This is a genomic window from Dethiosulfovibrio peptidovorans DSM 11002, from assembly GCF_000172975.1.
In the GTDB taxonomy this organism is placed as follows: Bacteria; Synergistota; Synergistia; order Synergistales; family Dethiosulfovibrionaceae; genus Dethiosulfovibrio; species Dethiosulfovibrio peptidovorans.
Map to the genome: position 1 here is coordinate 1,143,413 of NZ_ABTR02000001.1, position 22,806 is coordinate 1,166,218.

Sequence of the window (22,806 nt, forward strand, 5' to 3'; positions counted from 1 at the left end):
ATAAAGAGGCCGGATTCCTCTGGGAATCCGGCCTCTTCGCCTTTTTAGCCGCTTTAACTACTTTACGTCCAGAGCTCTCTGGGATCTCAGGCGGAAGTGGGCCACCGCCTTCTCCATGTCGTCGCTCAGGGAGACCAGTTCCTCCGCCGAACGAGCCATCATCTCCAGAGCCTGGCTCTCTTCCTCCATACCGTGGGTGATGGATTTTAAAGCTTCCGCTATGTTTTTAGTGTTGGTCGATATGTGCTCCACTCCGGAGGCCATCTCCTGAGTGCTGGCCGACTGTTCCTCCGCTGCCGCCGCTATGGACTGGACATTCTCGGTTATACCGTTCATCCTCACGACCACCTGGGTGAAGACTTCCTTGGTCTCGTCGGTTCGCTTGACCAGTTCGTCTATCAGGGTGGCCGATCTTTCCTGGTCCGACGCGGCCGTCTTGGTTCTGTTGATTATCTCCTGGATGAGGGTGCCTACGTTCTGGGCCGCCTTGTTGCTTTCCTCCGCCAGCTTTCTAACCTCCTCGGCGACCACGGCGAATCCTCTGCCGTGTTCTCCCGCCCTAGCCGCTTCTATCGCGGCGTTAAGGGCCAGAAGGTTCGTCTGGTCCGCTATGGTGGTGATCGTCGTCACGAACTGGCCGATGGAGTCCACCGAGTCGTCCAGGCTCTTTATGGCGTCTCCGACCTTGGCTCCGGCGGAAGAGACATCGTCTATTACTGACACCATAGCCTCTAGGGCCTGAGTGCCCTTCTCCGCCTCGTGGGATGTGTTCTCCGCAGCCTCGCCGGCTTCCACAGCGTTCTGGGCTCCCGACTGGGCTCCCTCTGCTACCTCCGATATGCTGGCGTTGGTCTGTTCCACCGCGGAGGCGGTGTTTTGGGCCATCTCGTTGCCTCTGACCGTCTGCTCCAGGATCTGATCGGAGGTGGCGTTGGCTTCCTCGACGGCGGCGTTGACATCCTGGGCTCTGTCGAGAACGGTCCTTGCGCTCTCGTTGACCACCGACAACGCAGACGATATCTCGGACGTCATGGTGTCCACGGCCTGCCTTAGCTGTTTGAGCTCCTTTATACTGGAGCGGTCCTCTATCGTTACGTCGAGGTCGCCCTTTGCTATCTTGTCCATGGCCTGTACGGCCTTCTCCACAGGGGTGGCTATGGATCTGGCTATGAAGAACGATACCACCGCTATCGCCAGGATCAACCCTAATGAGATCAGGGCTATGACGTTTCTCATGTAGATCACCGGGGCCGTGAATTCGTCCAGATAGGCCGACGTGAAAATCAGCCATCCGGTGTACTCCGAAGGTGCGTAGGCCGCCAGTTTGTCCTTGCCCTCGAAAGGGTATCTGGCTACGCCGCTAGCTCCACCAAGCCCTTTTTTTACGATATCCACCAGGGCTTGCGGAATCAGCTTGCTTTCTACAGTTACGTCCAATGTTCCCTGGAACTCCTCATTGGGGTGCAGGACCATGAGTCCATCCTTGTCTAAAACGAAGATGTATCCCGTCTTCCCCCATGTAAATCCATTGACGGTATTTTGCAACGATTTCAACGGTATTCTGCCACAGAGAACCTGAGATGGGCTCGAGCTACCCTCGGCGAAAATGGGAGTGGCTACGACTACGACCATATCACCGGTCTTTTTGGACTTTAAAGGTTTGCTGATCGACGTTTCGCCGGTGGAGAGAGTGTTTCGGACGTAGTCTCTAGTGCTCAGGTCCAGGACGGTGCCGTCCTTATAGTGTGCCTGCCCGTCCTTGTCTACCACCCAAATCTCCTGTATCCCCGTGACCTCTACGTCGATCTCTTCGATGAGCTGCTTCTGTTTATCCCAGTTCAGAGATCTCATGGCAGAGCTAGATGACAGAAGGGCTACCGCGTTTACCTCTGCCTCTACGTAGTTGTCCACGATCTTGCCTATCGAGCTGGTCAGAGCTATTCCCTCTTTTTTCGCCGCGGTGGTCAGAGCCGTTCCGGATCTCTGAATGGCCAGTATCCCCAGGGTTCCAAGACCTATGAGCCCCGTAAGGACGAACATCGCTATGAGTCTCCCCTTAAGTGTGTTCATGTTGATCTCCCCTCCTGATTATGGAACAATCCACCCTATTTATAATTATATAGGTCAAGAGAGGAAACGGTCTAGAGAGGTATTCGGATTATTATGTATGGGTATTTCGCATCGACTAGCTAGGTTTTCCTGCTATCCTAGCGTAGCCGCGCTGATCAGCAGGTTTTTACCTTGGTTTTTGTATTTTTGAACATCAAAAAAGACCTCGTTCTGTCAAACGAGGTCTTAGATTGCTTTCGTCTGTTATCTGCTCAGGTAGCGGGCCAGCAGAGGCACCACCATGAGTACCAGGGTTATCCTGCTGACGTGGAAGAGCAATGCAAGCGGTGCGTTGGCATCGCTCTCGGTCGCTGCCAGTCCCAATCCGGAGAGCCCTCCCGGGGAGGATGCGAAAAGGGAGGTCAGTATGTCCATGCCGAAAAATCGAGATAGAGCAAGTGCCACCAATACGCCGAAACCTAACATCACCACCGAGTAGCCCATAGCCACCGGTATCATGCCCGGAAGGCTCTTGACCGAGCTTACGTCGGAGTTGAAGACTATGGCTCCGGCCACTAGAAGCTGGGATATCGCGCTGAGCCATCTGGAGCTTTCCATGTCGGGAGCGAAGGCTATCTTGACCGCCAGCCCGGCGATCATCCCTCCGACCATTATTCCCGACGGCATCCGGCAGAGATGGCCTATCAAGCCCCCCAAGGCTACGGCCCCCCATACCATGAAAACGTGGTTCATATCGGCGAACCCTCCTAGGTGAAAAACAGGGGAGGGGGCTCCCGTTTCAGAGGCCCCCTCGTGAAGTACGGTATTTCTCTAGTTCTGATGTGCGTTCTGTCGAATAGTCCTGTATTTCTGAAGGATCTCTTTCCTCCAGAGCACGCAGGCCGACAGTATGAGATAGGCTACTACGAAATTGAAAGCCGACAAAGCGCCCCCTCCTTCCATGTAACATCGTCATCGCTTCAGACCAGTATAGAGCTACAAGTCTTGAAGGGCAAGGCTTACGGATCAAGAGGACAAGCCATGTAAAATAAGATGTTTTTTATTCTGTTAAGCGCCTTAAAAACATCTTGTTTTATTTGGTAGAATATTTAACTATATCAAAACTACAGGTTTGATTAGGTCCTTGGGTTTGTCTTTCATCAAATAGAGGGCCTCTTCAATGTGATCAAATCCCTCGAAGGTGTGGGTGACTAGTGGTGCAAGATCTAGTTTGCCGATGGAGACTAGGCGAGACAGTCTTTCCATCCTAAGTCGACCACCAGGCATAAGACCGCCGTTGATTGATTTATGTCCCATCCCAACGCCCCACTCTAAGCGGGGAATCTCGATAGTGTCTCCTGATCCCAGGTAGTTAACGTTGCCGATCTTTCCTCCTGGTCTGAGAGCTTTTATTGCTTCGGAAAAAGTATCGACTGTGCCTCCAGCTATAATTACTTTATCTACGCCTACTCCCTTGGTTAGTGCGAGAGCTTGTTCGCTTATAGAACCTTCTTTGTAGTTGATTAATTCAGTTGCCCCGTAAAATTTTGCAGCTTCTGTGCATTTAGGGCGTGTGCCTACGGCGTAGATATGAGCAGCGCCTTTCATGTTGGCTCCTGCTACGGCCATTAGACCCACTGGCCCTATCCCGATAACCAAAACGTTGTCTCCATATTGGATATCGGCTAGTTCTGCTCCGTGGAACCCTGTTGGGACCATATCTGAGAGCATTGGGGCAAGCTTTAAGTCCATACCCTTTGGAAGGTGTGCTAAATTTCCGTCAGCGTCGTTAACATGAAAGAAGTCGCTAAATAATCCGTCTTTCGTATTAGAGAACTTCCAGCCCTGAAGTATGCCATGTGAGTGCATAGCATATCCCCCTTGGGCCTCGAGAGAGTTCCAGTCTGGAGTTATCGCAGGTACAATAACCTTATCCCCTGGTTTGAAATCTTTGACAAGTTCGCCGACTTCTACTACTTCGGCTATCCCTTCGTGACCAAGGATCATGTTATGTCGTTCGCCGACCGCTCCTTCCCAGACTGTATGAACATCCGATGTACACGGCGATATTGCCAAAGGTCGGCAAATAGCGTCCATAGGACCACATGTTGCTTTTTCTTTCTCAATCCAGCCTACTTCACCTATTTTTAACATAGCGAAACCCTTCATAGTATTCCTCCTTGGTTGTGTAGGTTATATTGATTTTAAATATTTAATATAACCTGGGCCATTGTTGCTCCGCTCTCTTTCGGAATTTTATGATACCACATCTTGCCTTTGGCTTGGTGAAAAATTTATCTTTTAACTCTGCTAAAATAGCACCATGGTGGTTTTGAATGTCAAGTTGAGTGTGTGCTTTTTGATTAGTCATGGTAAGCTTGGAATTCCGAAGGTAACATTATTCATGTTTTTGGACCTCGACTAATTTGATGAAAGATGCGTCTATCAAGTGGTTATGTATAAGGCCACCTTCGCCATGGCCTCTAGTTTCGATATCTCCAGCGATTCCTCGTTGGTGTGGGCCCTCTGATATCCCAGGCCGAGGTTCACCGACGGCAGCCCTCCGTAGTTGAGCACGTTGGCGTCGCTGCCTCCTCCTGTAGAGGTGATCTTTGGTATCAGTCGGGCCGCTCTGACCGCCTCTACCGCCTTTACGACCACGGGGGCATCGGCCGGAAGGGAGTAGCCCGGGTATTTCTCCTCCACCTTCTCCTCCAGAGTGGCCCCGTATTCCGCGATAGCCCGTTTCATGGTCGTCCTCATTTCCAGAACCTGCCTCTTCAGCTTGTCCTCCTTGAGGGACCTGGCCTCCGCTTTGGCCTCCACTCTGTCGCAGACCACGTTGATGGCATGGCCTCCCTTGATCATCCCTACGTTGGCGGTGGTCTCCTCGTCTATGCGACCGATTCTTAGGGAGGCTATCCCTCTGGATGCCGCCTGTATGGCGTTGATGCCCTTTTCCGGAGCCACCCCGGCGTGGGCCGCCAGTCCTATTATCGTCCAGGTTATCGAGGTGGCGAAGGGGGCGGTGGTTATTATCGATCCCGGCTCGGTAGAGCTGTCGAAGACGAAGGCCATGGAGGATTTAAGCTTCGAGAGATCCAACGCCTTGGATCCTAAAAGCCCCACCTCTTCCGACACGGTGAAGATAACCTCAATTCCCGGATGGTCGGCTCCGTCTTTGCTAGATGCTTCGATGGCCTCTAGAATTGCCGCGATTCCTGCTCTGTCGTCCGCTCCCAGGATGGTCGTGCCGTCGGAGTAGACCATCCCGTTTCTTACTATGGGTCTGGTGGGGTGGGAGAGCGGCACCGTGTCCATATGGGCCGTCAGGGCTATCCAGTCCGTCCTTCCTTCGGAGGGATCCAATCGTGCCACTATATTTCCCTGTTCGCCTCCGGTTTTATCGGCGCCGTCGTCCACCGACACATCTAAACCCAGGTTTTTAAGTCGCCGAATAAGCGTCTTCGCTATGGCCCCCTCCCGCCCCGAAGGAGCGGTTATGCGGGCCAACTCGATGAAGCTCTTAAGGAGCCTGTCTTTATCGATCATATCGGGTCCTCCCTTTCCGGTAGTTTTCCCCTCTTCTCGCTCGATAGGCGGCTTCAAGGACAGATTACCCCAAGGATAGCCAGGTTGAAAGGGTATAATGTATTATATTTGCTGGAGGTGATCTTCCTTGAGAGGCCGATCGTCGCTCGTCCTGTCTATGTTTCTGATATTATCCGCCTTTTCCTCGGAAGGTGCGATCCTTCGGGGTCGGGTCGTATCGGTTTTGGATGGGGATACCTTCGACGTTATGTGCGGTCGACGAAAGCTGAGGGTTCGCTGTCTTTTGATGGATACTCCCGAGCTTCATCACCCCGTCAGAGGGATCGAGGAGTTCGGTCTAGAGGCCATGAAGGCCGCGGAGTCCATGATTTTCGGAAAGTCGGTCGTTCTGGATACCGCCGGAGTGGACCGTTACGGAAGGACCTTGGCCCACCTGTGGTATCGCGACGGCAAAGAGGACCGGGACCGGCTCCTAGCTGAGGAGCTATGTCGTCTCGGTTTGGCTCAACCTCTTCTGATGGGAGACGATCTGACCTATTCCGACAGGGTCGAGCTGGCCTTGGATGAGGCCTGCTCGGAAGGCAACGGATTCTGGAGAGTTGCGCGTTCCAGGCTTTTTTCGCCTGGACAGATAAAATCGGAATTGACCTCCTTGAGGGGGCACTTCGTCGATGTCAGGTTGAGGGTTTCTCGAATTTACGACGGCCCTTCCCTTTGGAGGATATATTCCTCGGAGAGGGGATTCTCCGTCGCCGTGAGAAAAGAGGTTTTTCGAGGCATCTTGCCCGGTTACCTTTCTGAAGGGGTGGAGATAAGGGTGGTGGGAAAGGTTATGGCCGGTTATCATGGTGCGGAGATCTCGATCGGATCGGCCGTCCAGATCTCTCCTTCTCGCCATATATAGTGGATAACATCTTTTCCAACGCTAATCCACGGGGGTTTTCACCGGTTATCCACAGGGTTATCCACTGTATCCACAAAAATTGGGGGTAGAAAGATGAAAAAAAGGGTATATTTCTCCCTTTTAGCAGGGATTATGCTTCTGGCGATATTGGCGTTCCGATGGGGTGGGGCCAAGGTCGTCGATCTGATAGATAGGGGAATCCAAGACGGGGTCGCCTCGATGGGAGGGGCCTCCATGTCGATAGGATTTATCGACGGGAACCCCTTCAGTGGTTACCGTATTACCTCTCTTCGGCTTATGGACCGATCGGGGGTCACGGTTGCGACGGTCCGATCTGTTACCGGTAAGCCGGATCTCAAGGCCCTGTTGAGTGGCAGAATCAGGTTGGCCTCCCTTGAGGTTGAGGGCGTTAGGGTCGAGGAGATGCTGCTTCCCGATCTCGTTTCCGAAACCGAGAGCGGCGGCGGGGAGGTCCCTCTGGAGATAGGTCTGGTGACGGTGTCGGACTGCGGTCCCCTCTACGGTGGGGGATGGAGTTTGACCGAGCTGAGAGCCGTCGGCGACGGGATGTCCTGGAGCGGATACGTCCGGGGATCATGGCGTGAGGAGCCCCTGGACGGTGATTTCGAGTTCGACCTATCCGAGGGAGTGAGGATTCCGGCCGCGTCTATTCGCGGGGTCGGGGGGTCCCTTTCCTTTTCCGGCAGCTTATCTCCCGGGCTGGACGGTTCGGGCAGCCTGGAAGACCTCTCTATGGAGCGTTTAGGGGCGATACTGCCATCTCTCGAAGGAGCCGGCGTCAAAGGCAGGGCGAATCTACGGTATCGCCTTTTCGGGACGTTCTCGTCTCCCGTTTTGTCCGGCGACCTTCACTTCTCTGAAGGCGGTCTGGGAGAGCTGCCTCTGCCCGACGTTATGGGCGACGTGAGCTTCTCCGGCGGGGAGCTGTCTCTGTCCTCCTGTCGAATCGAGCTGGGAGAGGGAACCCTCTCGGGAGATATCTCGGTGGGGCTGATCTCAGAGGACCACCCTATCCAGGTCGATCTGGTGGCGACCGACGTCGATTTATCCTCCTTCTCCGGGGAGCTTCGGGATAAGGCGGTTTCGTTGGACGTAGGCTTTCTATCCATCGCCCTGAAGGGCCCTGCCGCGTCGCCTGTGGGCGAGATGAGCTTTCGGAAGGTCAGGGCCTTGAAAGGCGGCGGAGGCCTGACCGATATGTCGGGAAAAGTAACCATAAGGGAAGACGGAGGACTCGACGTTCTGGTCCGGTCGCCTTTGGCCGGAGGAAAGTTATCGGTGAAGGGGGCGGTCGACCTGGACGGCGGATCGGTGGATCTGTCGGCCTTGGCCGACAACGTGGACCTCTCGGAGTTGTCGTCCCTGACGGGGAATCGCCTTCCCGACGTGGAAGGAAAGATCGGGGCGGATATAAAGGTGTCCGGTCCGCTGGGAGCCCCATCGGCGGAGGGAAGACTTTTCTCCGATAAACTCGCTGTCTTCGGTGGTTCTCTGGGACGGACCGAGGGCAGCTTTCGATACGATAAGGGCCTTTTGAGAATCATCTCCCTCTCGTCGGAGATAGGTTCCGGCAAGGTCACAGGAGGAGGCACGGTGGACCTCGAAAAGGGACCGTCCGTCCGTCTCGACGGAAAGCTTTCAGGTATCGCCGGGGCGTCGCTGGAAAAGGCTTTCCCCGCCGCCGGAGGGAATATGCCCGAAGGTGTCTTGGATGGCAGCTGGTCCTATCGATCCAAAGGGAGCGGAGGGCTTTTTAGCATGGACCTCAGGTCCGGCAAACTGACCTTCGTCGAGGTGTTTCCCCTCGTGGGGTTCGAGGCCAAGGTATCTCTCGAGGGCGAGAGGCTGAAGATCGATAAGGTGGAAGCCGGGCTCTACGGAGGAAGACTTTCCCTGTCCGGGGCTGCCCCCCTGGCGGTAGGGGATATGGCGATCAAGGGATCCCTGTCCGGTCTGGACGGCTCGGTCCTCTTCGGAGCTATGGGTGGCCTGGAGGCTGCGGGCAAGATCGACGGCGAATTCTCCCTGTCCGGCTCCTACTCGTCTCCCAGGTTGGATTTCTCCGCCCGGACTGACAGGCTGGACCTGGAGAGCCTTCCCGTGGAGAAGCTGTCTCTGTCGTTGAAGAGCGGCAAGGATCGGATCGATGCCTCTCTCAAGGGACTGATGGGTGGTTCCCCCCTCAAGGGCGGCGGATGGATTAGGCTGCCCTCGGGAAAGGATGCCGGTGCTCTCGACCTGGAGGCCTCGGTGAGGGGACTGGACATAAGGAGCATAATGCCGGAGGACATCGAGATGGGAGGGACCCTTTTCGGGAAGATTCACCTCTTAGGCCCTCTTAACAGGCCTAAACTGTACGCACAGGGGAAGGCCCCCAGGCTTCAGGTGGGTAACATGGCCTTCGCCAGTGTCGACCTCGGAGGATTTCTGGGCAGGGACGACGACCTCTCCTTCCAGGCTTCCAGCCTCTTCGGAGACCGGCGGGTACAGGCATCCTGCGACGTGAAGCCTTACGACTCGGGCTGGGGGTTGGAGTTCGAAGCTTCCGGAGGCGACGTACTTCTGTCATCTCTGGCGCCGAACCTTGAGGGAGTTGTGGACGGCCGAGTGGACCTTAATATGTCTGGTTCCTGGAAAGACGGAAGGATCTCAGCCTCGGGCAATGCCTCGTCTCGGGAGCTGTCGACCCATGGGATCAAGATCCGGTCGGTTTCTCTGCCTCTGAAGGTAGATGGCCCCTCCCTAAGGGTATCCGGCGGAAAGGCTGAGATGTACGGGGGCAGAGGAGACGTGGATCTATCGGTGGATCTTACTAGAAATTCCTGGAAGGGCAAGGTCGATGTGAAGGGTATCGACGTGAAGCCTCTTCTGGAGGACGGGGCCGATCTTCCCGGGACCATCTCGGGCGACGCCGACCTGAAGCTGGATCTATCCGGTGTCGCAGGGAGAGCCTTTCTCTTCAACGTCACCGGCTTTCTCAGGGGGAGGTCGGTGGAGCTTATCGACTTCTCCGTGTTGAAGTCGGTCACCAAGGGAGCTCCTCTCAGGATCAAGGACCTGGCGGCAAGCTTCAACATAGACGGCCAGGAGCTGTACATACTTCCGGGAAGCAGAGCTTCCGCCTGGCCCGGTGACGATTTCTATCGATACCTCGACGTCAGCGGATCGGCCTGGAGGAGCGAGTCCGACTCTAAGGGGGGCAAAAGGGAATCTCTGGACCTGAGCTGCTCCGGAGAGGTTAACCTGAAGGCTCTCAACGCCCTTCTCGGAGCCATGAGAAGCCTCCTGGAGGCAACCATAGAGAACATCAAGGATCCCCGATCACTGGCTACGGACCTTCTGGCGGGAATAGTCGGGGGATACTCTGCCAAAGACTTCAGAGAAATAAGTCTCCATGTGGGAGGGAGCTGGAATTCTCCGGTAATATCGGACCTCAAGATCGGGGATAAAGGCGGTATCGGAGGGCTCGGAACCGGCCTGCCGACCAACGGAAAGGGCAGCGAGACGAAGATAAGGATACAGATCGACATACCTACCGGAGAGGGCGGAGGAGAGGAGACCGACGCCGGAGATCAGATGAAGCAGCAGATCCTGGAGAACCTGCTCAAACAGGTTATAGGCGACCAGGAGGATCCCACGGAGTGATCGATTTAAATAAAAAGTCGGAGGGACCCTGAATTCAGGGTCCCTCCGACTTTTTATTTATATTTGTTGTTGCGCTTTATTTCTTATCCGCCGACGCTTTCTTGAGTTCGGGGAGAAGAATCTCGACCTTGTAGGTCTTCTTCAGCTTATCCACGTACTCCGACAGGGTGTCCCTCTGCTTTTGCTGAAGAAGCTGCTGGCGGATTCCGTCTTTCACCTCGTCGAAGGGCTGTTCGGAGGCGTCCTTATGGTCGGTCACCTTTATTATGTGGTAGCCGAACTGGGTTTTGACCGGATCGCTGATGTCTCCGATCTTGGTTGCGAAGGCGGCCTTCTCGAACTCAGGAACCATCTGTCCCTCGGTGAAGAAGCCCAGGTCTCCGCCTCTGGATTTGGAGGGGCAGTCCGAGTCCCTCTTGGCGGCGTCCTCGAAGCTGACTTTGCCGGCCAGGATATCCTTACGGATCTTGGTTGCCTCTTTTTTGGCCTTTTTCCACAGATCGTTTCCGGCGTCTTTGGAAACCTGTATCAGTATGTGGCTGGCTTTTACCGATTCGGGAACCTCGAAGGCAGCCTTGTGGTCGTCGTAAAACTTCTTGACCTCCTCGTCTGATACCTTGGCGCCGGAGAGGACCTTCTCCATAGCCATTCCGGCCAGGACTCTCTTTTCCAGCTCGGCCATGGTCTCTTTGTACTTCTCCGTCTCGGTCAGTTTGTTATCCTTCCCCCATAGGTAGAAGAGCACCGAGTCGGCCATGTCCTCCACCAGTGCCCTCTTGCCCTCGGGGGTGCCGAAGTAGGCTGCCTGGCTGGGCTGAGCTCCTGCCATCACCTCGTCGAAATCCGCCTGGGTGACCGTCTCGGGTCCTACCTTGGCGAGGATTTCGTCTTTTTTCTCGTCCGCCGCGAAAGCCGCACCGCTGAGGGCGACCGTCAGTGTCAAAGCCAGTACGATGTTCTTTTTCTTCACATTCGTTACCTCCAAGAAAAAATATTTGCGTTCAGTAAACGTTTATACCAGAAAAGAGGGCCTTGATCCATAGGCACATCTACGGAAAGGGAGCCTCCAAGCTTGACTGTCCTCTCCTGTGGCTGTTATTCTGCCATGGGAGGTGGTCCTATTGATTCAGGTCGTTTCACTCTCTTGGGAGGAATTCAAGAGAGCTTTCGCTCACATCTTCAGGGAGGTTGACCATTTTCTGAAGGGGCTTACCGAGCATACCCTTTCCGCCAGGTGCCCCGAGTGGTGTCTACGGATAGACCACGATCGAGGCTGGATAATCTTCGACTACATGGGAAGAAAACCTCCGGAGAACCTGACCAGGCCCAAGGGGCCCCATCTTTTCAAGATAGAGGGATGCCCTTACCTGTAGACCGCATTATTCGAAGCTCCCGGGAACAACCTCGGGAGCTTTCTTATTGTCCGGTTCCCCTAGAGGTTTGACACCGTAACTCCACTTGGGTATTCTCAGGATAGAACATTTTAGAAAGCGGTGACGGCATGGCCATAACTGAGCGTATAGAGGATTATCTGGAGACCGTTCTGGAGATAGAGCTGGAGGGCTCGGTTCCTTCAGTAACAGAGCTTGCATCCCGTCTGGGAGTCCGAAAGGCCACGGTGGTCGTGGCTGTCCGCAAGATGGTCGACATAGGGCTTCTGGACCACCAGAGATACGGAAAGATCGAGCTCACCAGGAAGGGCAGGGAGAAGGCCCTGGAGACCTACAGAAGACACCAGCACATGACCTTTCTCTTCTCCGAGATTTTGGGGGTGGAGGATCCTATCGCGGAGGAGATGGCCTGTGCCGCCGAGCACTGTCTCGACTCTACCACCGAACGGCGTCTTGCCGCCTTTGTCGATTTCTGCTGTCGCTCCAAAGCCGAGGGGCGAGGTTGGATAGCGGCTATGGAGAAATTCGTCGCCTCGCCGGAACATCTCTCTATTCCCCTCACGATGCTTCTGCCGAGACAGAGGGCCAAGGTCCTTCGTATAACCGCCTCGGGCCCCAAGAGGACCGCCCTCAGGGATAGGAGGTTTCTGCCCGGAGAGGAGATAAAGAGGCTGGACGACGGCAGGGGAAAGGACGTCGAGGTCCGTCTGGGAGATCGAACCGAGGTCCTCGGAAGCCTGGATGCCCTGGCCATTTGGGTGATTCCGTCGGAGGACGGCGATGAATGAACTTTCCGCTTTAAACGTCACCAAGAGTTTCGGCCCCTTCACAGCGGTGGACGATCTGTCTCTGACGGTCAAGGGAGGGACGATCCACGCAGTCGTCGGAGAGAACGGCGCAGGTAAATCCACCTTGATGAAGTGTCTCTACGGTATCTACCGACCCGACGGGGGAAGCTTCCGGATGGACGGCAAGCCTCTGTCCATAGGTTCCCCCAGGGACGCCATGGGATACGGCATAGGTATGGTGCATCAGCACTTCATGCTGGTGCCGTCCATGTCCGTCTGCCGTAACGTAGTTCTGGGCGACGAGCCTAAAAGAGGGATCGCCTTCGACCTGGACGGAGCCCGTACCAGGGTGGGAGAGCTGATCGACCGATACGAACTGGACATATCTCCGGACGTGCCGGTAGGACACCTCCCGGTGGGCCGACAGCAGCAGGTGGAGATACTCAAGCTCCTCTATCGTCGTGCGGAGATACTCGTATTCGACGAGCCGACGGCGGTTTTGTCTCCTAAGGAAGTCGACGGACTCTTCGAGACGATTCGAGGCTTCCGCGAGGAGGGACGGACCGTAATCTTCATAGCCCACAACCTGGGCGAGGTCCTTGAGATCTCCGACACCGTCTCCGTGATGAGAAAGGGACGGCTGATAGACACCAAACCAGCCTCAAAGCTGGACAGGTCTTCCCTGGCCGAACTCATGGTAGGTCGCTCCATAGACATGCCATCGGTATCTGAAGCTCCCAGGCTCTCTCCCGATCCGATTCTGGAGCTCAAGTCCGTCTCCGTCTCAGGTGACCCGCGGCCCCTCCTCGAAGACGTCTCCCTCGAGGTCTTCGGAGGGGAGATACTTGGGATAGCCGGTATCACCGGAAACGGCCAGAGCGAGCTAGAGGAGGTTTTGTCCGGGCTCAGAGGCTGCGAAGGCACGGTCGTCATAGATGGCCTAGACGTCTCGAAGCTGGACTCTCTGGGCAGACGGAGCCTCGGACTGGCCTATATACCGGAGGATCGGATACGGACCGGACTGGCCTCCCTGGCGGACCTGGTCGATAACACCCTCATGGGCTACCAGTACGATCCCCGGTTCGGAAAGGGGATATTCAGAAACTACGGTGCCTCGGTGGTCCACGCCGACTCGGTGATGGAGCGCTACGGTGTTGCAGCCGCCCACAGAGGAGTACAGGCTGGGACTCTGTCGGGAGGCAACATGCAGCGTCTCGTCATGGGCAGGGAACTGGAGCACGACCCCAAGGTCCTCTTGGTATCCCAGCCGACGAGAGGGGTCGATATCGGCGGAGCCGAGGAAATCCACCGTCACATACTGGACCTTCGCTCCAAGGGCAGCGCTGTTTTGCTCATATCATCCGACCTGGACGAGGTCCTCTCCCTGAGCGACAGGGTGGCGGTCATGTTCAGAGGCAGGATCGTCTCAGTCCTGTCTTCCACGGAGGCCACCAGGGACAAAGTGGGAAGGATCATGCTGGAGGGAAGGGAGGACGTCGATCTTGTCTGACGTGAAAAACAGATGGATTCAGGAACACAGGGACGGCCTGATCGTACTGGGCTCCTTCGTAGCCAGCGTGTTGTTCGGAGGGGTGATAATAGCTCTCTACGGGGCTAACCCCATGGAGGCCTACGGAGAGATGATAAACGGCGCCCTGGGCGACTCGGACGCCATGTTGGGCACTCTGGCCAAATGGGTGCCCCTGCTATTGGCCACCTTCGCCATATCCGCGGCCTTCAACGGCGGAATGTGGAACATAGGAGCGGAAGGGCAACTCTACGTAGGCGCCTTCTCCGCCACGTGGATCGGCCTGACCTTCCCCGCACTGCCGGGTGCGGTTCTGATGCCGTTGGCCCTTATGGCCGGACTCGGGGGAGCCGCCTTCTGGGCCTGGATCCCGGCCAAGCTCAACCTGGACCACGGGCTCAACATAGTGGTACTGACCATAATGCTTAACTCCCTGGGCACCCTTGCGACCCAGGCCCTTACAGTCGGACCCTACGCTGGTCATCAGGTGGCGGCGGGAGCCACCGACAAGATCCCCGAGGCCATGCGCTTCGCCAAACTGACCGACTTCAGCAACCTCAACACCGGAATATTCATAGCTTTGGTAGCCGTGATATTGGTGACTATCGCCATGCTGTTCACCATCAGGGGCTACGATTGGAAGATGTGCCGCCTGAACGGTCGTTTCGCTAAATACGGAGGAATCGACGTCAGAAAGGTCAAGATGTCCGCCATGCTCCTGTCCGGAGCCCTGGCGGGACTTGCCGGAACCCTTCTGGTGATGGGCGAGCAGTACCGTTTTCGGACCGCCATATCGCCGGGTTACACCTGGACGGGAATGATACTCGCCATGATGGTGGCCTATCATCCTGTGGGGGGGATACTGGCCTCGGCGGTCTACGCTGTGATGGAGTCCGGAGCCCTCCAGATGGAGCTCATGACCGACGTCCCGGTGGAGGTCGTCCAGATAGTCATGTGTCTGGGAGTGCTGTTCGTCACAGCAGGATTCGCCGTGGCCAATCGAATGGCCAGCAGGCTCAGGGAGGACTGATCCATGACGGAATTCTTTCAGGCGGCGGTTCGCATGGGAACCCCCCTTCTCCTTATGGCCCTCGGCGGAACCTGGACCCTCCAGACCGGTATACTCAATATAGGCCAGGAGGGAGGTCTCATACTGGCGTCTTTCTTCGCGGTGCTGGGAAACCACCTCTTCGGAAGCTGGATCGTGGGGATAGTTTTCGCCGTAGCGGTGGCACTCGTCTACAACATGATCTTCGCCTTTTTCTCCGTTAGCCTGCGCTCCAACATATGGGTCATAGGAATGGCCCTCAACATAATGGGATCGGCCCTGTCGATCCTCTTCCTGAAAAGCTTCTTCGGCGTTAAGGGAAGTTTCAGAAGTCCGAACATGGTCAGAATACCGGATGTGGAGCTCTCCTTCCTGCCTAGCTGGCTGGACGGGTTTTCACTGATCGTCTGGGTGGCGGTTGCCGTATTGGCGGTAGTTGCCTATATGGATTCCAGGACTGTCCTGGGAATGAGGCTCAAGGCAGCCGGAGAGAATGAGGAGGCCCTCGACGCCGCCGGAGTTCCTGTATGGCGTCTACGTTACGGCGTGCTGGTGGTTAACTCGGTTATGGTGGGATTGGCCGGCGCCTTCCTTTCCACGTCCTATCTGCTCTCCTTCGTCCGGGGAATGAGCGCCGACAGAGGCTGGATGGCCGTGGCGGCGGTGATCTTCGGAGACGGACATCTGGGCTGGACGGTCTTCGCCGTTATAATCTTCGGGGTGGCCCAGGCAGGGGGATTCCAGCTCCAGGCCATGGGAGTGCCGAGCCATCTGGCTCTCATGCTGCCCTACGTTCTGGTCATAATAGCACTGGTGACCCGGGGGATCGGAAAAGGCCGATCTTCCTGATCAATAACATATAGGAGGAATAGAATAATGCGTAAAGTGACGGTACTACTGCTATGCCTCTCCATGTTGCTCGGTCTCGCCGGGGCTTCCCTGGCGGCGGACAAACTCTCCGTTGCCCTCATAATAGAGGGTCAGCTGGGAGACGCCTCCTTCTACGACAGCGCCAGCCGCGGTTTCGACAAGGCCAAGGCGGAGCTGGGCATAGTGGGCAAGGTCATAGAGTGCAACTACGACCCGGCCAACTACGTGCCCTATATGGCGACCGCCGCCAAGAAATTCGATCTGGTTCTGTCTGTCGGATTCGGGATGATGGACGCCATTGCCGAAGTGGCCCCCAAGTTCCCCGAGACCGACTTCGCCCAGTTCGACACCACAGGCGACATAGCCCACGTAACCTTCATCGACTTCAAACAGAGCGAGGGCAGCTTCCTGGCCGGAGCTCTTGCTGCCATGATGACCACCAGAGAGGGCGACCCCAGGGTCAACCCCGAGGCCACCATAGGAGTCGTCTGTGGCGAGGATATACCGGTCATGTACAGCTTCATCGCCGGATACGAGCAGGGCGCCAAGACGGTAAACCCGGACATAAAGATCCTCAGGGGCTTCGTCGGCCGTTGGGACGACCCTGCCGGTGGCAAGGAGATGACCCTGAACCAGCATAAAAACGGCGCCGACGTCGTCTACCAGGTCGCCGGAGGCACGGGCGAGGGCATCATAGCCGCCGCCAAGGAGGGCGGATTCTACGCCATCGGTGTGGACTCCCCTCAGGAACATCTGGCCCCCGAGGCGGTACTGACCTCCATGCTCAAGAGGCTGGACGTGGTGGTCTACGACCTCATCAAGGCCAAGCAGGAGGGAACCTTCCAGAGAGGAACGATCCTCCGCTACGGACTGAAAGAGGGCGGAGTGGGCCTTTCCTGGTCCGACAGCGCCCTTAAACTCGTTCCCGCCGACGTGAAGGCCCGTCTGGACGAGCTGACCGAGGAGGTCGCATCGGGAGAGATAGAGGTCGCCGAGACCACGAAGTAGCCGTTTTTAGCTTTATTTAAATATCCGGGGTCCTGCTTGCGTTAGAGTGCAGGGCCCCGGTTTTACTTTGTCCTCTTTGAAGATCGATATAGAATCGTTACGTTAAGCTGCAGGTGGTACAATGCTTTAAACTACAAAAGTAAGGGGGGTCTCTTTCGTGAGTGGACAGGCAGAGAGCAAGGGGTTGTCCGTAGGTGTTCAGGTAGTGGTGGTGGTCGGTGTCATTATAGCCGTCCTGCTTGCGGTGGTAGTAGGAGTGGCGTCCGTCAGGGCCGGAAGGATGTTGGAGAGGACCATCGACGATGGAGGTCTGGGCTTCGTCGAAAGCCTCCAGACCGGAGTGGCCCAGGAGATAGAGAGCCTGAGGATCAGTAACCGATCCTACGTCAACATAGTGGTCCAGAGACTGGCCGGCAAGAGAGTCTTCGACAATCAGGAAACTATCCCTATCGGCGATCGTCAGGTTCCTAAGATCTTCATCATGGACGAAGGACTACAGCAGATAACCGGAGACGAGATGTTGGTCCAGGAATGGCAGAACGCCATGGGAAGCCAGTTTTCCGTCCTGCAGGTAGTGGACGAAGGCCTGGTCCGCGTCGCCACTACCCTCAAGGACTCCGATGGCAACATCCTATGGGGAAAATTCTACGATAAGGCCTCTCCTCTGTACAAAGCCACAGTGGAGAACAAAGGAGATTACGAGGACATCGTGGAGATAGACGGGATACCTCATCTGGCCTGCTACAAGGCGGTGACCGACGCCGACGGCGACGTCAGGATGGTAGTCTTCTCCGGAACCTCCCTTCAGACCGTCGAATGGCGCGTGGCCTACTCCAGCCTCGGAGAGGGCAGCTACGGAATAATCTTCGATACGGACGGCAAAGTAGTAGTCCATCCCAAGGTGGAGAGGGGAGCCTCCATGGCGGAGAGCTGTCCTCCCCTCTGGAGCGCCTGTGAATCGGCGGGGCTATTCGACACGACGGACCCCGTGAGTGTCGAATACGACTTCAACGGTCGTCTATCCAGGGGATACGTGCAGAAAATAGAGGGAACCGACTGGTACGCCATGATGGTGGTCAACGCCGACCTTGCCATGGCTCCGATCGGAGCCATGAAGAGGGGGCTCCTGCTCTGGACCCTTCCTCTGGCTTTGGTCGGTCTTGCCCTTCTGGCCTTCGCCGTCATGAAGCTGGTGTCTCCCCTCAAGGAGGTCGTCACCGTGGCGGACCGCATAGCCCAGGGAGACCTTTCCATGGAGATAAGGGGAGACTCGTCCAACCGCAACGAGATAAAGAAAGTGATGGCCGCTTTCGGCCGCATCCTTGAGGAATACCGGACCCTTGTGCAGAAGGTAGAGGACATGAACCGCCGGATAGCCGAGGGATCCAAGGCCATGAACGAAATATCCCGAGACGTCCACGAATCGCTGACCTCGGTGGACGAAGCCTCCAAAGCCGTCGCCGAGATGGTGGACTCCATAGCGGCCTCCGCCGAGGAGACCAACGCCGGAGTGGAGGAAGTATCCTCCGGAGTGGCCAGCTCCACCCAGGTGGTTACCGAGCTGAGCGAACAGGCCAGCGTGGTATCGGAGAACGCCGAGGAGGGACGCAGGTCGGTCGAGGCGGTGACGGACGGAACCGGCAAGGCCGGAGAGGTCAGCGGTCGAGTAGAGGAAGCCGTGGCGGAGCTTGGCAAATCGGTCGAGGGAATAAGCGGCTTCGTCAACACTATAGCCACCATAGCGGACCAGACCAACCTATTGGCTCTGAACGCCGCCATAGAGGCGGCCAGGGCCGGAGACGCCGGTCGAGGCTTCGCGGTTGTGGCGGAGGAAGTCAGGAAACTGGCGGAGGAAAGCAACGAAGCCGCCTCGAACATCCGCAAGGTCATAGAGGAAGTCCAGAAGGACATGTCCGTAGCTGCGAAGGACACCAGGGAAGCCGGAACAGTAATGGGCGATCTGCTGGAGCGTTCCAGACAGGCGGCGGCCAAGATATCGGAGGTGACGGGAGGAGTCGCCTCCATGGCGGAGGGAATCCAGTCCATAGCGGCCGCCTCTGAGGAACAGGCCGCCAGCACCCAGGAGATAGCCCGGGCCATAGACACTATAGCCTCGATGCTCAACGGAGGCCGTGACTCCGCCAAGGACACCGAGAGGGCCGCCAAGGAGATGGCCTCTCGCATGGAAAACCTTCAGATGATAAGAGAGGACCAGCATAACCAGCTCGTCGAGCTGCGGGAGCTGACCTCCATATATCGCCTGAAGCCCTCGGACGGAACCCCTCCGGCGATAGAGGGATAGACCCACGGAGGGTATGTCGTTTGCCTGTTTTTGAATACCGTGGTATGATTTTAGCATGTAGATGCTTAAGTTTGATTCGTCGAAGGAGGTGTCTCCATGGGTAAGGTTCTCGTTCAGGCAAAAATAGACGACGGAATTAAAAACGAAGCGGTAGAGATATTCCAGACGTTGGGAATCGACACGGCAAGCGCTATAAGGATGTTTTTCCATAGCGTCGTCAACGAGGGAGGATTACCTTTCGACTTGAAGGTGAAAGACCCCTTTTACTCTCCTGCTAATATGGAGCGTTTGAGGAAGTCTATCGCATCGTTGGAGGCAGGGAAGGGCTCTTCCCACGAATTGGCGGGTACGGAAGATGATAAAGACCTGGTCTGAAAGGCGATCTTGCTGGTTGGTGGAGTCGCAGGATAAATCGTTTCGACAGAATCGTCTACAGGATAAACGGTGGTGCTATAGAGATAGCACAGTGCAGATCCCATTACGGTTCTAAGGATAGCGCTATAAACTGGAGTCCCGATAAAAACGCAAGTTAGACGAAAGAGAGAGGCCCGGCCGGGCCTCTCTCTTTATTTGGGAGCGAAGGTCGATTCTTCTCGAAGAGCCTCGAAAAGCTCTCTCTCTCGATCTGTCAGCTTCTCCGGAATCACGATCTCGATCTTCACGTAAAGATCTCCGTTTCCGCTGCCCCTGAGGGGAAGTCCCTTTCCCTTAAGTCTTAGTCTCCTGCCGGACTGGGTTCCCGGAGGCAGCTTTATCTTCACCGGTCCGTCCAGGGTGGAAACGGCTAGAGCGTCCATCCCCAAGGCTGCGTCCCAGGGGGTTACCTTGACCGTAGTCGTCAGATCGTGTCCTCTTACCTCGAACCTGGGATCCTCGATCAACTTGACCGTGATATGCAGATCCCCTCTGGGGCCCCCTCCGGACTGTCCCCCCTGGCCTTTAAGGGTCAACTTGCTGCCGTCGGCGATTCCTCTCGGAAGATTCACCTCCAATGTCCTTCGTCCTCTCGGCCCCTGCAAGGTCATCTTCCTCTTTATGGGAGCTTTTGCCGCGTCGGAAAGGGGAATCTCCAGGGTCACTGACTGATCCTGTCCTCTGGATGGGGCTCCTCCTCCGAAAAACATATCGTCTTCCATGGACATACCGTCCATTCCCATCCCGCCCATGTTGCCGAAGATGGTCTTGAAGAAATCGCTGAAGCCCCCCATATCCCCGCCGAAATCCATGTGAACCCTTCCGCCCCCGGGGCCGTAGCTTCCGTATCCCCCGCCGGGAGGGGCGAAATCCTGGCCGTTCTGCCAGTTGGGGCCAAGCTCGTCGTACAGCTTTCTCTTCTTGGGATCCCGAAGCACCTCGTAGGCCTCGTTGATCTCTTTATATCTCTTCTCTCCCTCGGCGCTCTTGTTCACGTCGGGGTGATACTTCTTGGCCAGCTTCCTGTATGCTCGCTTTATCTCCGATTCCTGAGCGTTTCTGGAAACGCCCAGAATCTCGTAGTAGTCCTTGTATTGTACCGACATGGGACGGCCTCCCTTATCTCATGTTTGACATATCTTGACCTTGGAGATTATACAGTGATATGCCCCCTTTGTGAACCCCTGACCTTAAATCCCACTAGAAAGCTTGTGTTTTGTCTCCCTATGGCATATACTCTCTTCGTAGGGGAAAAGGTCTTTTTTTATGGCGACGTCCGTCGCGATATCGCCATTTATATGGAGGAGGAATGGGGAATGAATTCGACGACACTGTTGGAGGTCAACGACCTTCACGTGGAGGTCGAGGGCCGGGAGGTCCTGAAGGGCGTGTCCCTGAAGATCGGCGAGGGCGAAGTCCACGCCGTCTTCGGACCGAACGGTTCTGGCAAGACGACCCTTCTAGGAAGCGTCATGGGGCTCGGTAAATACCGTGTCACTAAAGGGACGATTCTGTTCGGAGGAACCGACATCACCGGTATGTCCGTGGACGAAAGGGCCCGCCTCGGCGTGGGGATGTCGTTCCAGAGGCCTCCGACCATAAACGGCGTAAAGCTCAGATCGCTGCTCGAGATATGCGACGGAGGCGACTCCGCCGAGATAGAGGCCCTTTCGGAAAAACTGAACGTAACTCCTTTTCTGGACCGAGAGGTCAACGCCGGACTGTCCGGCGGCGAGCTCAAGAGGGTGGAGTTGCTTCAGTTGCTACTTCAGAAGCCCGAGCTGGTATTTCTGGACGAGCCCGAGTCCGGCGTTGACCTGGAGAATATGGCCCTCATAGGGCGGGCCTCCGCGTCGGTGCTTGGAAGGGAGAGGCCCATGTCCGCCTGCGACGGCTGTCCCGGAATATCCTGTAGGGTGGACATCTCCCTGAAGGAGATGAAAGAGCTTCGCTACAAGGCGGGGCTTATCATAACCCACACGGGCCACATAATGGACTATGTCAACGTGGACAAAGGCCACGTCATGATGGACGGACGGATAGTCTGCTCCGGAAACGCCGGGGATATCCTGGCGGAGATCCGTCGAAGCGGATACTCCGAGTGCTTCCGCTGTCTCGTAAAGGAAGGGGTGCGGAGCTGATGGACATAGATAGAAAGGCCTACGGACACAGGGCTCCCGAGAGGCCCGAGCTGTCCAGACTGGCAGACCTTCCCGAGGAGGACAAAGCCACACTGGTCCGAAGCGGAATAGACCCGGACGCCCAGGTCTCCGGCAGCTTCATGCTGACCGACAGCTCCACCGTTCACTGCGACTGCTCCGATCCCAACGTCGAGGTGCTTCCTATGCAGACCGCCATGGATCTTCACGACGGTCTGAAGGAATACAGCTGGAAGCTCATGGAAAAGGAATCGGACCAGGTCGACGGAGGCTATTTCATAAGGTCCAGGCCGGGAGCCACCGTCACATATCCGCTCCAAACCTGTCTCTACCTGGCGGAGGATCGATCCGCCCAGGACGTCCACAACATAGTGATAGCCGAGGAGGGATCCACCCTCAACATACTGAGCGGCTGCGCCTCCGCTCCGGGGGTGCGGTCCGGTCTACACGTGGGGATATCGGAGATCTACGTCAAAAAGGGAGCGACCCTGTCGTTCACCATGGTCCACAACTGGGCGGAGGAAATGGCGGTCCGTCCCAAGACCAAGATAATGGTGGAGGAAGGGGGTACCTTCATCTCCAACTACATATGCCTGAAGCCGGCCAAGGACCTGGTAATGTACCCTACCGCTACCCTTAACGGCCAGGGGGCCGTGGCCACCTTCAACAGTGTCTTTCTGTCCACTCCGGGATCCACCATAGACTCGGGGTCTCGGGTGATATTGAAGGCCCCCGACACCAGGGCCGAGGTCGTCTCCAGAGCCGTCTCCATGGGGGGAAAGATATACGCCAGGGGGCATCTGGTGGGAGAGGTGCCGGGGGTGAAGGCCCATCTGGAGTGCGACGGCCTCATCCTCTCCGATAGCGGACTTATCCACGCCATTCCCGAGCTTGAGGCCCGCTGCAACGACCTGGAGATGTCCCACGAGGCGGCGGTGGGAAAGATAGCCCAGGAGGAGATAGAGTATCTCATGGCCCGGGGGGTCTCTGAGGAGGACGCTCGGTCGCTCATAATAAAGGGATTCCTGTCGCTGGACATAATGGGCTTGCCCGACGAGCTCAAGAGAGACATGGAGGAAACCATCCAGAAGGCCGGATCGGAAGGAGCCATGTAACATCCGAAAGGA

Annotated in this window: 18 protein-coding genes and 1 pseudogene; 13 read left to right on the forward strand and 6 right to left on the reverse strand. The window is 56.4% G+C overall.

What is annotated here, in order from left to right:
* Positions 1-57: 57 nt before the first annotated feature.
* From DPEP_RS05550 to DPEP_RS05565, 4 genes and pseudogenes are all read right to left on the reverse strand, one after another.
* Positions 58-2,070: a methyl-accepting chemotaxis protein gene (locus tag DPEP_RS05550; protein WP_005660323.1), complete on the reverse strand. Its 2,013-nt coding sequence runs from the start codon at positions 2,068-2,070 to the stop codon at positions 58-60.
* A gap of 243 nt (positions 2,071-2,313) precedes the next feature.
* Positions 2,314-2,805: pseudogene (locus DPEP_RS05555) on the reverse strand (AbrB family transcriptional regulator); the annotation flags it as partial.
* A 357-nt stretch (positions 2,806-3,162) separates the two neighbouring features.
* Positions 3,163-4,218: an NAD(P)-dependent alcohol dehydrogenase gene (locus DPEP_RS05560; RefSeq protein WP_005660328.1), complete on the reverse strand. Its 1,056-nt coding sequence runs from the start codon at positions 4,216-4,218 to the stop codon at positions 3,163-3,165.
* Positions 4,219-4,494: 276 nt separating this feature from the next.
* The gene (locus tag DPEP_RS05565) at positions 4,495-5,601 is read right to left on the reverse strand and encodes a M20/M25/M40 family metallo-hydrolase (RefSeq protein WP_005660329.1); all 1,107 of its coding nucleotides are present in this window, start codon (positions 5,599-5,601) and stop codon (positions 4,495-4,497) included.
* Positions 5,602-5,728: 127 nt separating this feature from the next.
* On the opposite strand from DPEP_RS05565, the gene DPEP_RS12770 reads away from it, so the two are divergent.
* Together DPEP_RS12770 and DPEP_RS05575 are read left to right on the forward strand one after the other, a co-directional pair.
* Positions 5,729-6,505: a thermonuclease family protein gene (locus DPEP_RS12770; protein WP_005660331.1), complete on the forward strand. Its 777-nt coding sequence runs from the start codon at positions 5,729-5,731 to the stop codon at positions 6,503-6,505.
* Between the two features lie 93 nt (positions 6,506-6,598).
* Positions 6,599-10,171 (forward strand): translocation/assembly module TamB domain-containing protein, encoded by a 3,573-nt coding sequence (locus DPEP_RS05575; protein WP_005660332.1) that lies wholly within the window; start codon positions 6,599-6,601, stop codon positions 10,169-10,171.
* Positions 10,172-10,247: 76 nt separating this feature from the next.
* Here DPEP_RS05575 and DPEP_RS13560 read toward each other — a convergent pair whose 3' ends face one another.
* The gene (locus tag DPEP_RS13560) at positions 10,248-11,141 is read right to left on the reverse strand and encodes a peptidylprolyl isomerase (RefSeq protein ID WP_005660334.1); all 894 of its coding nucleotides are present in this window, start codon (positions 11,139-11,141) and stop codon (positions 10,248-10,250) included.
* 151 nt (positions 11,142-11,292) lie between these two features.
* Between DPEP_RS13560 and DPEP_RS05585 the strand changes: the two genes are divergently transcribed.
* From DPEP_RS05585 to DPEP_RS13060, 9 genes are all read left to right on the forward strand, one after another.
* Positions 11,293-11,544 (forward strand): hypothetical protein, encoded by a 252-nt coding sequence (locus tag DPEP_RS05585; RefSeq protein WP_005660335.1) that lies wholly within the window; start codon positions 11,293-11,295, stop codon positions 11,542-11,544.
* Positions 11,545-11,672: 128 nt separating this feature from the next.
* The gene (locus tag DPEP_RS05590; protein ID WP_005660336.1) at positions 11,673-12,350 is read left to right on the forward strand and encodes a metal-dependent transcriptional regulator; all 678 of its coding nucleotides are present in this window, start codon (positions 11,673-11,675) and stop codon (positions 12,348-12,350) included.
* Entirely contained in the window at positions 12,343-13,860 is a 1,518-nt protein-coding gene (locus DPEP_RS05595; RefSeq protein ID WP_005660338.1) for an ABC transporter ATP-binding protein, read from the forward strand. The genes DPEP_RS05590 and DPEP_RS05595 overlap by 8 nt, the downstream gene beginning before the upstream one ends.
* A 1-nt stretch (position 13,861) precedes the next feature.
* A complete protein-coding gene (locus DPEP_RS05600) occupies positions 13,862-14,908 on the forward strand; it encodes an ABC transporter permease (RefSeq protein WP_241760500.1) in 1,047 nt (348 codons plus the stop codon).
* A gap of 3 nt (positions 14,909-14,911) precedes the next feature.
* Complete coding sequence (locus DPEP_RS05605) at positions 14,912-15,775, forward strand: ABC transporter permease (protein ID WP_005660342.1); 864 nt, start codon at positions 14,912-14,914, stop codon at positions 15,773-15,775.
* A 27-nt stretch (positions 15,776-15,802) separates the two neighbouring features.
* A complete protein-coding gene (locus tag DPEP_RS05610; RefSeq protein ID WP_005660343.1) occupies positions 15,803-16,804 on the forward strand; it encodes a BMP family lipoprotein in 1,002 nt (333 codons plus the stop codon).
* A gap of 157 nt (positions 16,805-16,961) precedes the next feature.
* On the forward strand, positions 16,962-19,106 hold the full coding sequence (locus DPEP_RS05615; protein ID WP_005660345.1) for a methyl-accepting chemotaxis protein: 2,145 nt from the start codon (positions 16,962-16,964) through the stop codon (positions 19,104-19,106).
* 96 nt (positions 19,107-19,202) lie between these two features.
* Positions 19,203-19,481, forward strand: a complete 279-nt coding sequence (locus DPEP_RS05620; RefSeq protein ID WP_005660346.1) for a type II toxin-antitoxin system RelB/DinJ family antitoxin — start codon at positions 19,203-19,205, stop codon at positions 19,479-19,481.
* 32 nt (positions 19,482-19,513) lie between these two features.
* A complete protein-coding gene (locus DPEP_RS13060) occupies positions 19,514-19,639 on the forward strand; it encodes a type II toxin-antitoxin system YoeB family toxin (protein WP_241760501.1) in 126 nt (41 codons plus the stop codon).
* 33 nt (positions 19,640-19,672) lie between these two features.
* Here the strand turns inward: DPEP_RS13060 and DPEP_RS05625 are convergent, their stop codons facing one another.
* Positions 19,673-20,626: a DnaJ C-terminal domain-containing protein gene (locus DPEP_RS05625; RefSeq protein ID WP_005660347.1), complete on the reverse strand. Its 954-nt coding sequence runs from the start codon at positions 20,624-20,626 to the stop codon at positions 19,673-19,675.
* A 210-nt stretch (positions 20,627-20,836) separates the two neighbouring features.
* Between DPEP_RS05625 and DPEP_RS05630 the strand changes: the two genes are divergently transcribed.
* Both DPEP_RS05630 and DPEP_RS05635 read left to right on the forward strand, forming a co-directional pair.
* Positions 20,837-21,661 (forward strand): ABC transporter ATP-binding protein, encoded by an 825-nt coding sequence (locus DPEP_RS05630; protein ID WP_005660348.1) that lies wholly within the window; start codon positions 20,837-20,839, stop codon positions 21,659-21,661.
* On the forward strand, positions 21,661-22,794 hold the full coding sequence (locus tag DPEP_RS05635; RefSeq protein WP_005660350.1) for a SufB/SufD family protein: 1,134 nt from the start codon (positions 21,661-21,663) through the stop codon (positions 22,792-22,794). Before DPEP_RS05630 ends, DPEP_RS05635 begins: the two co-directional genes overlap by 1 nt.
* Positions 22,795-22,806 lie beyond the last annotated feature (12 nt).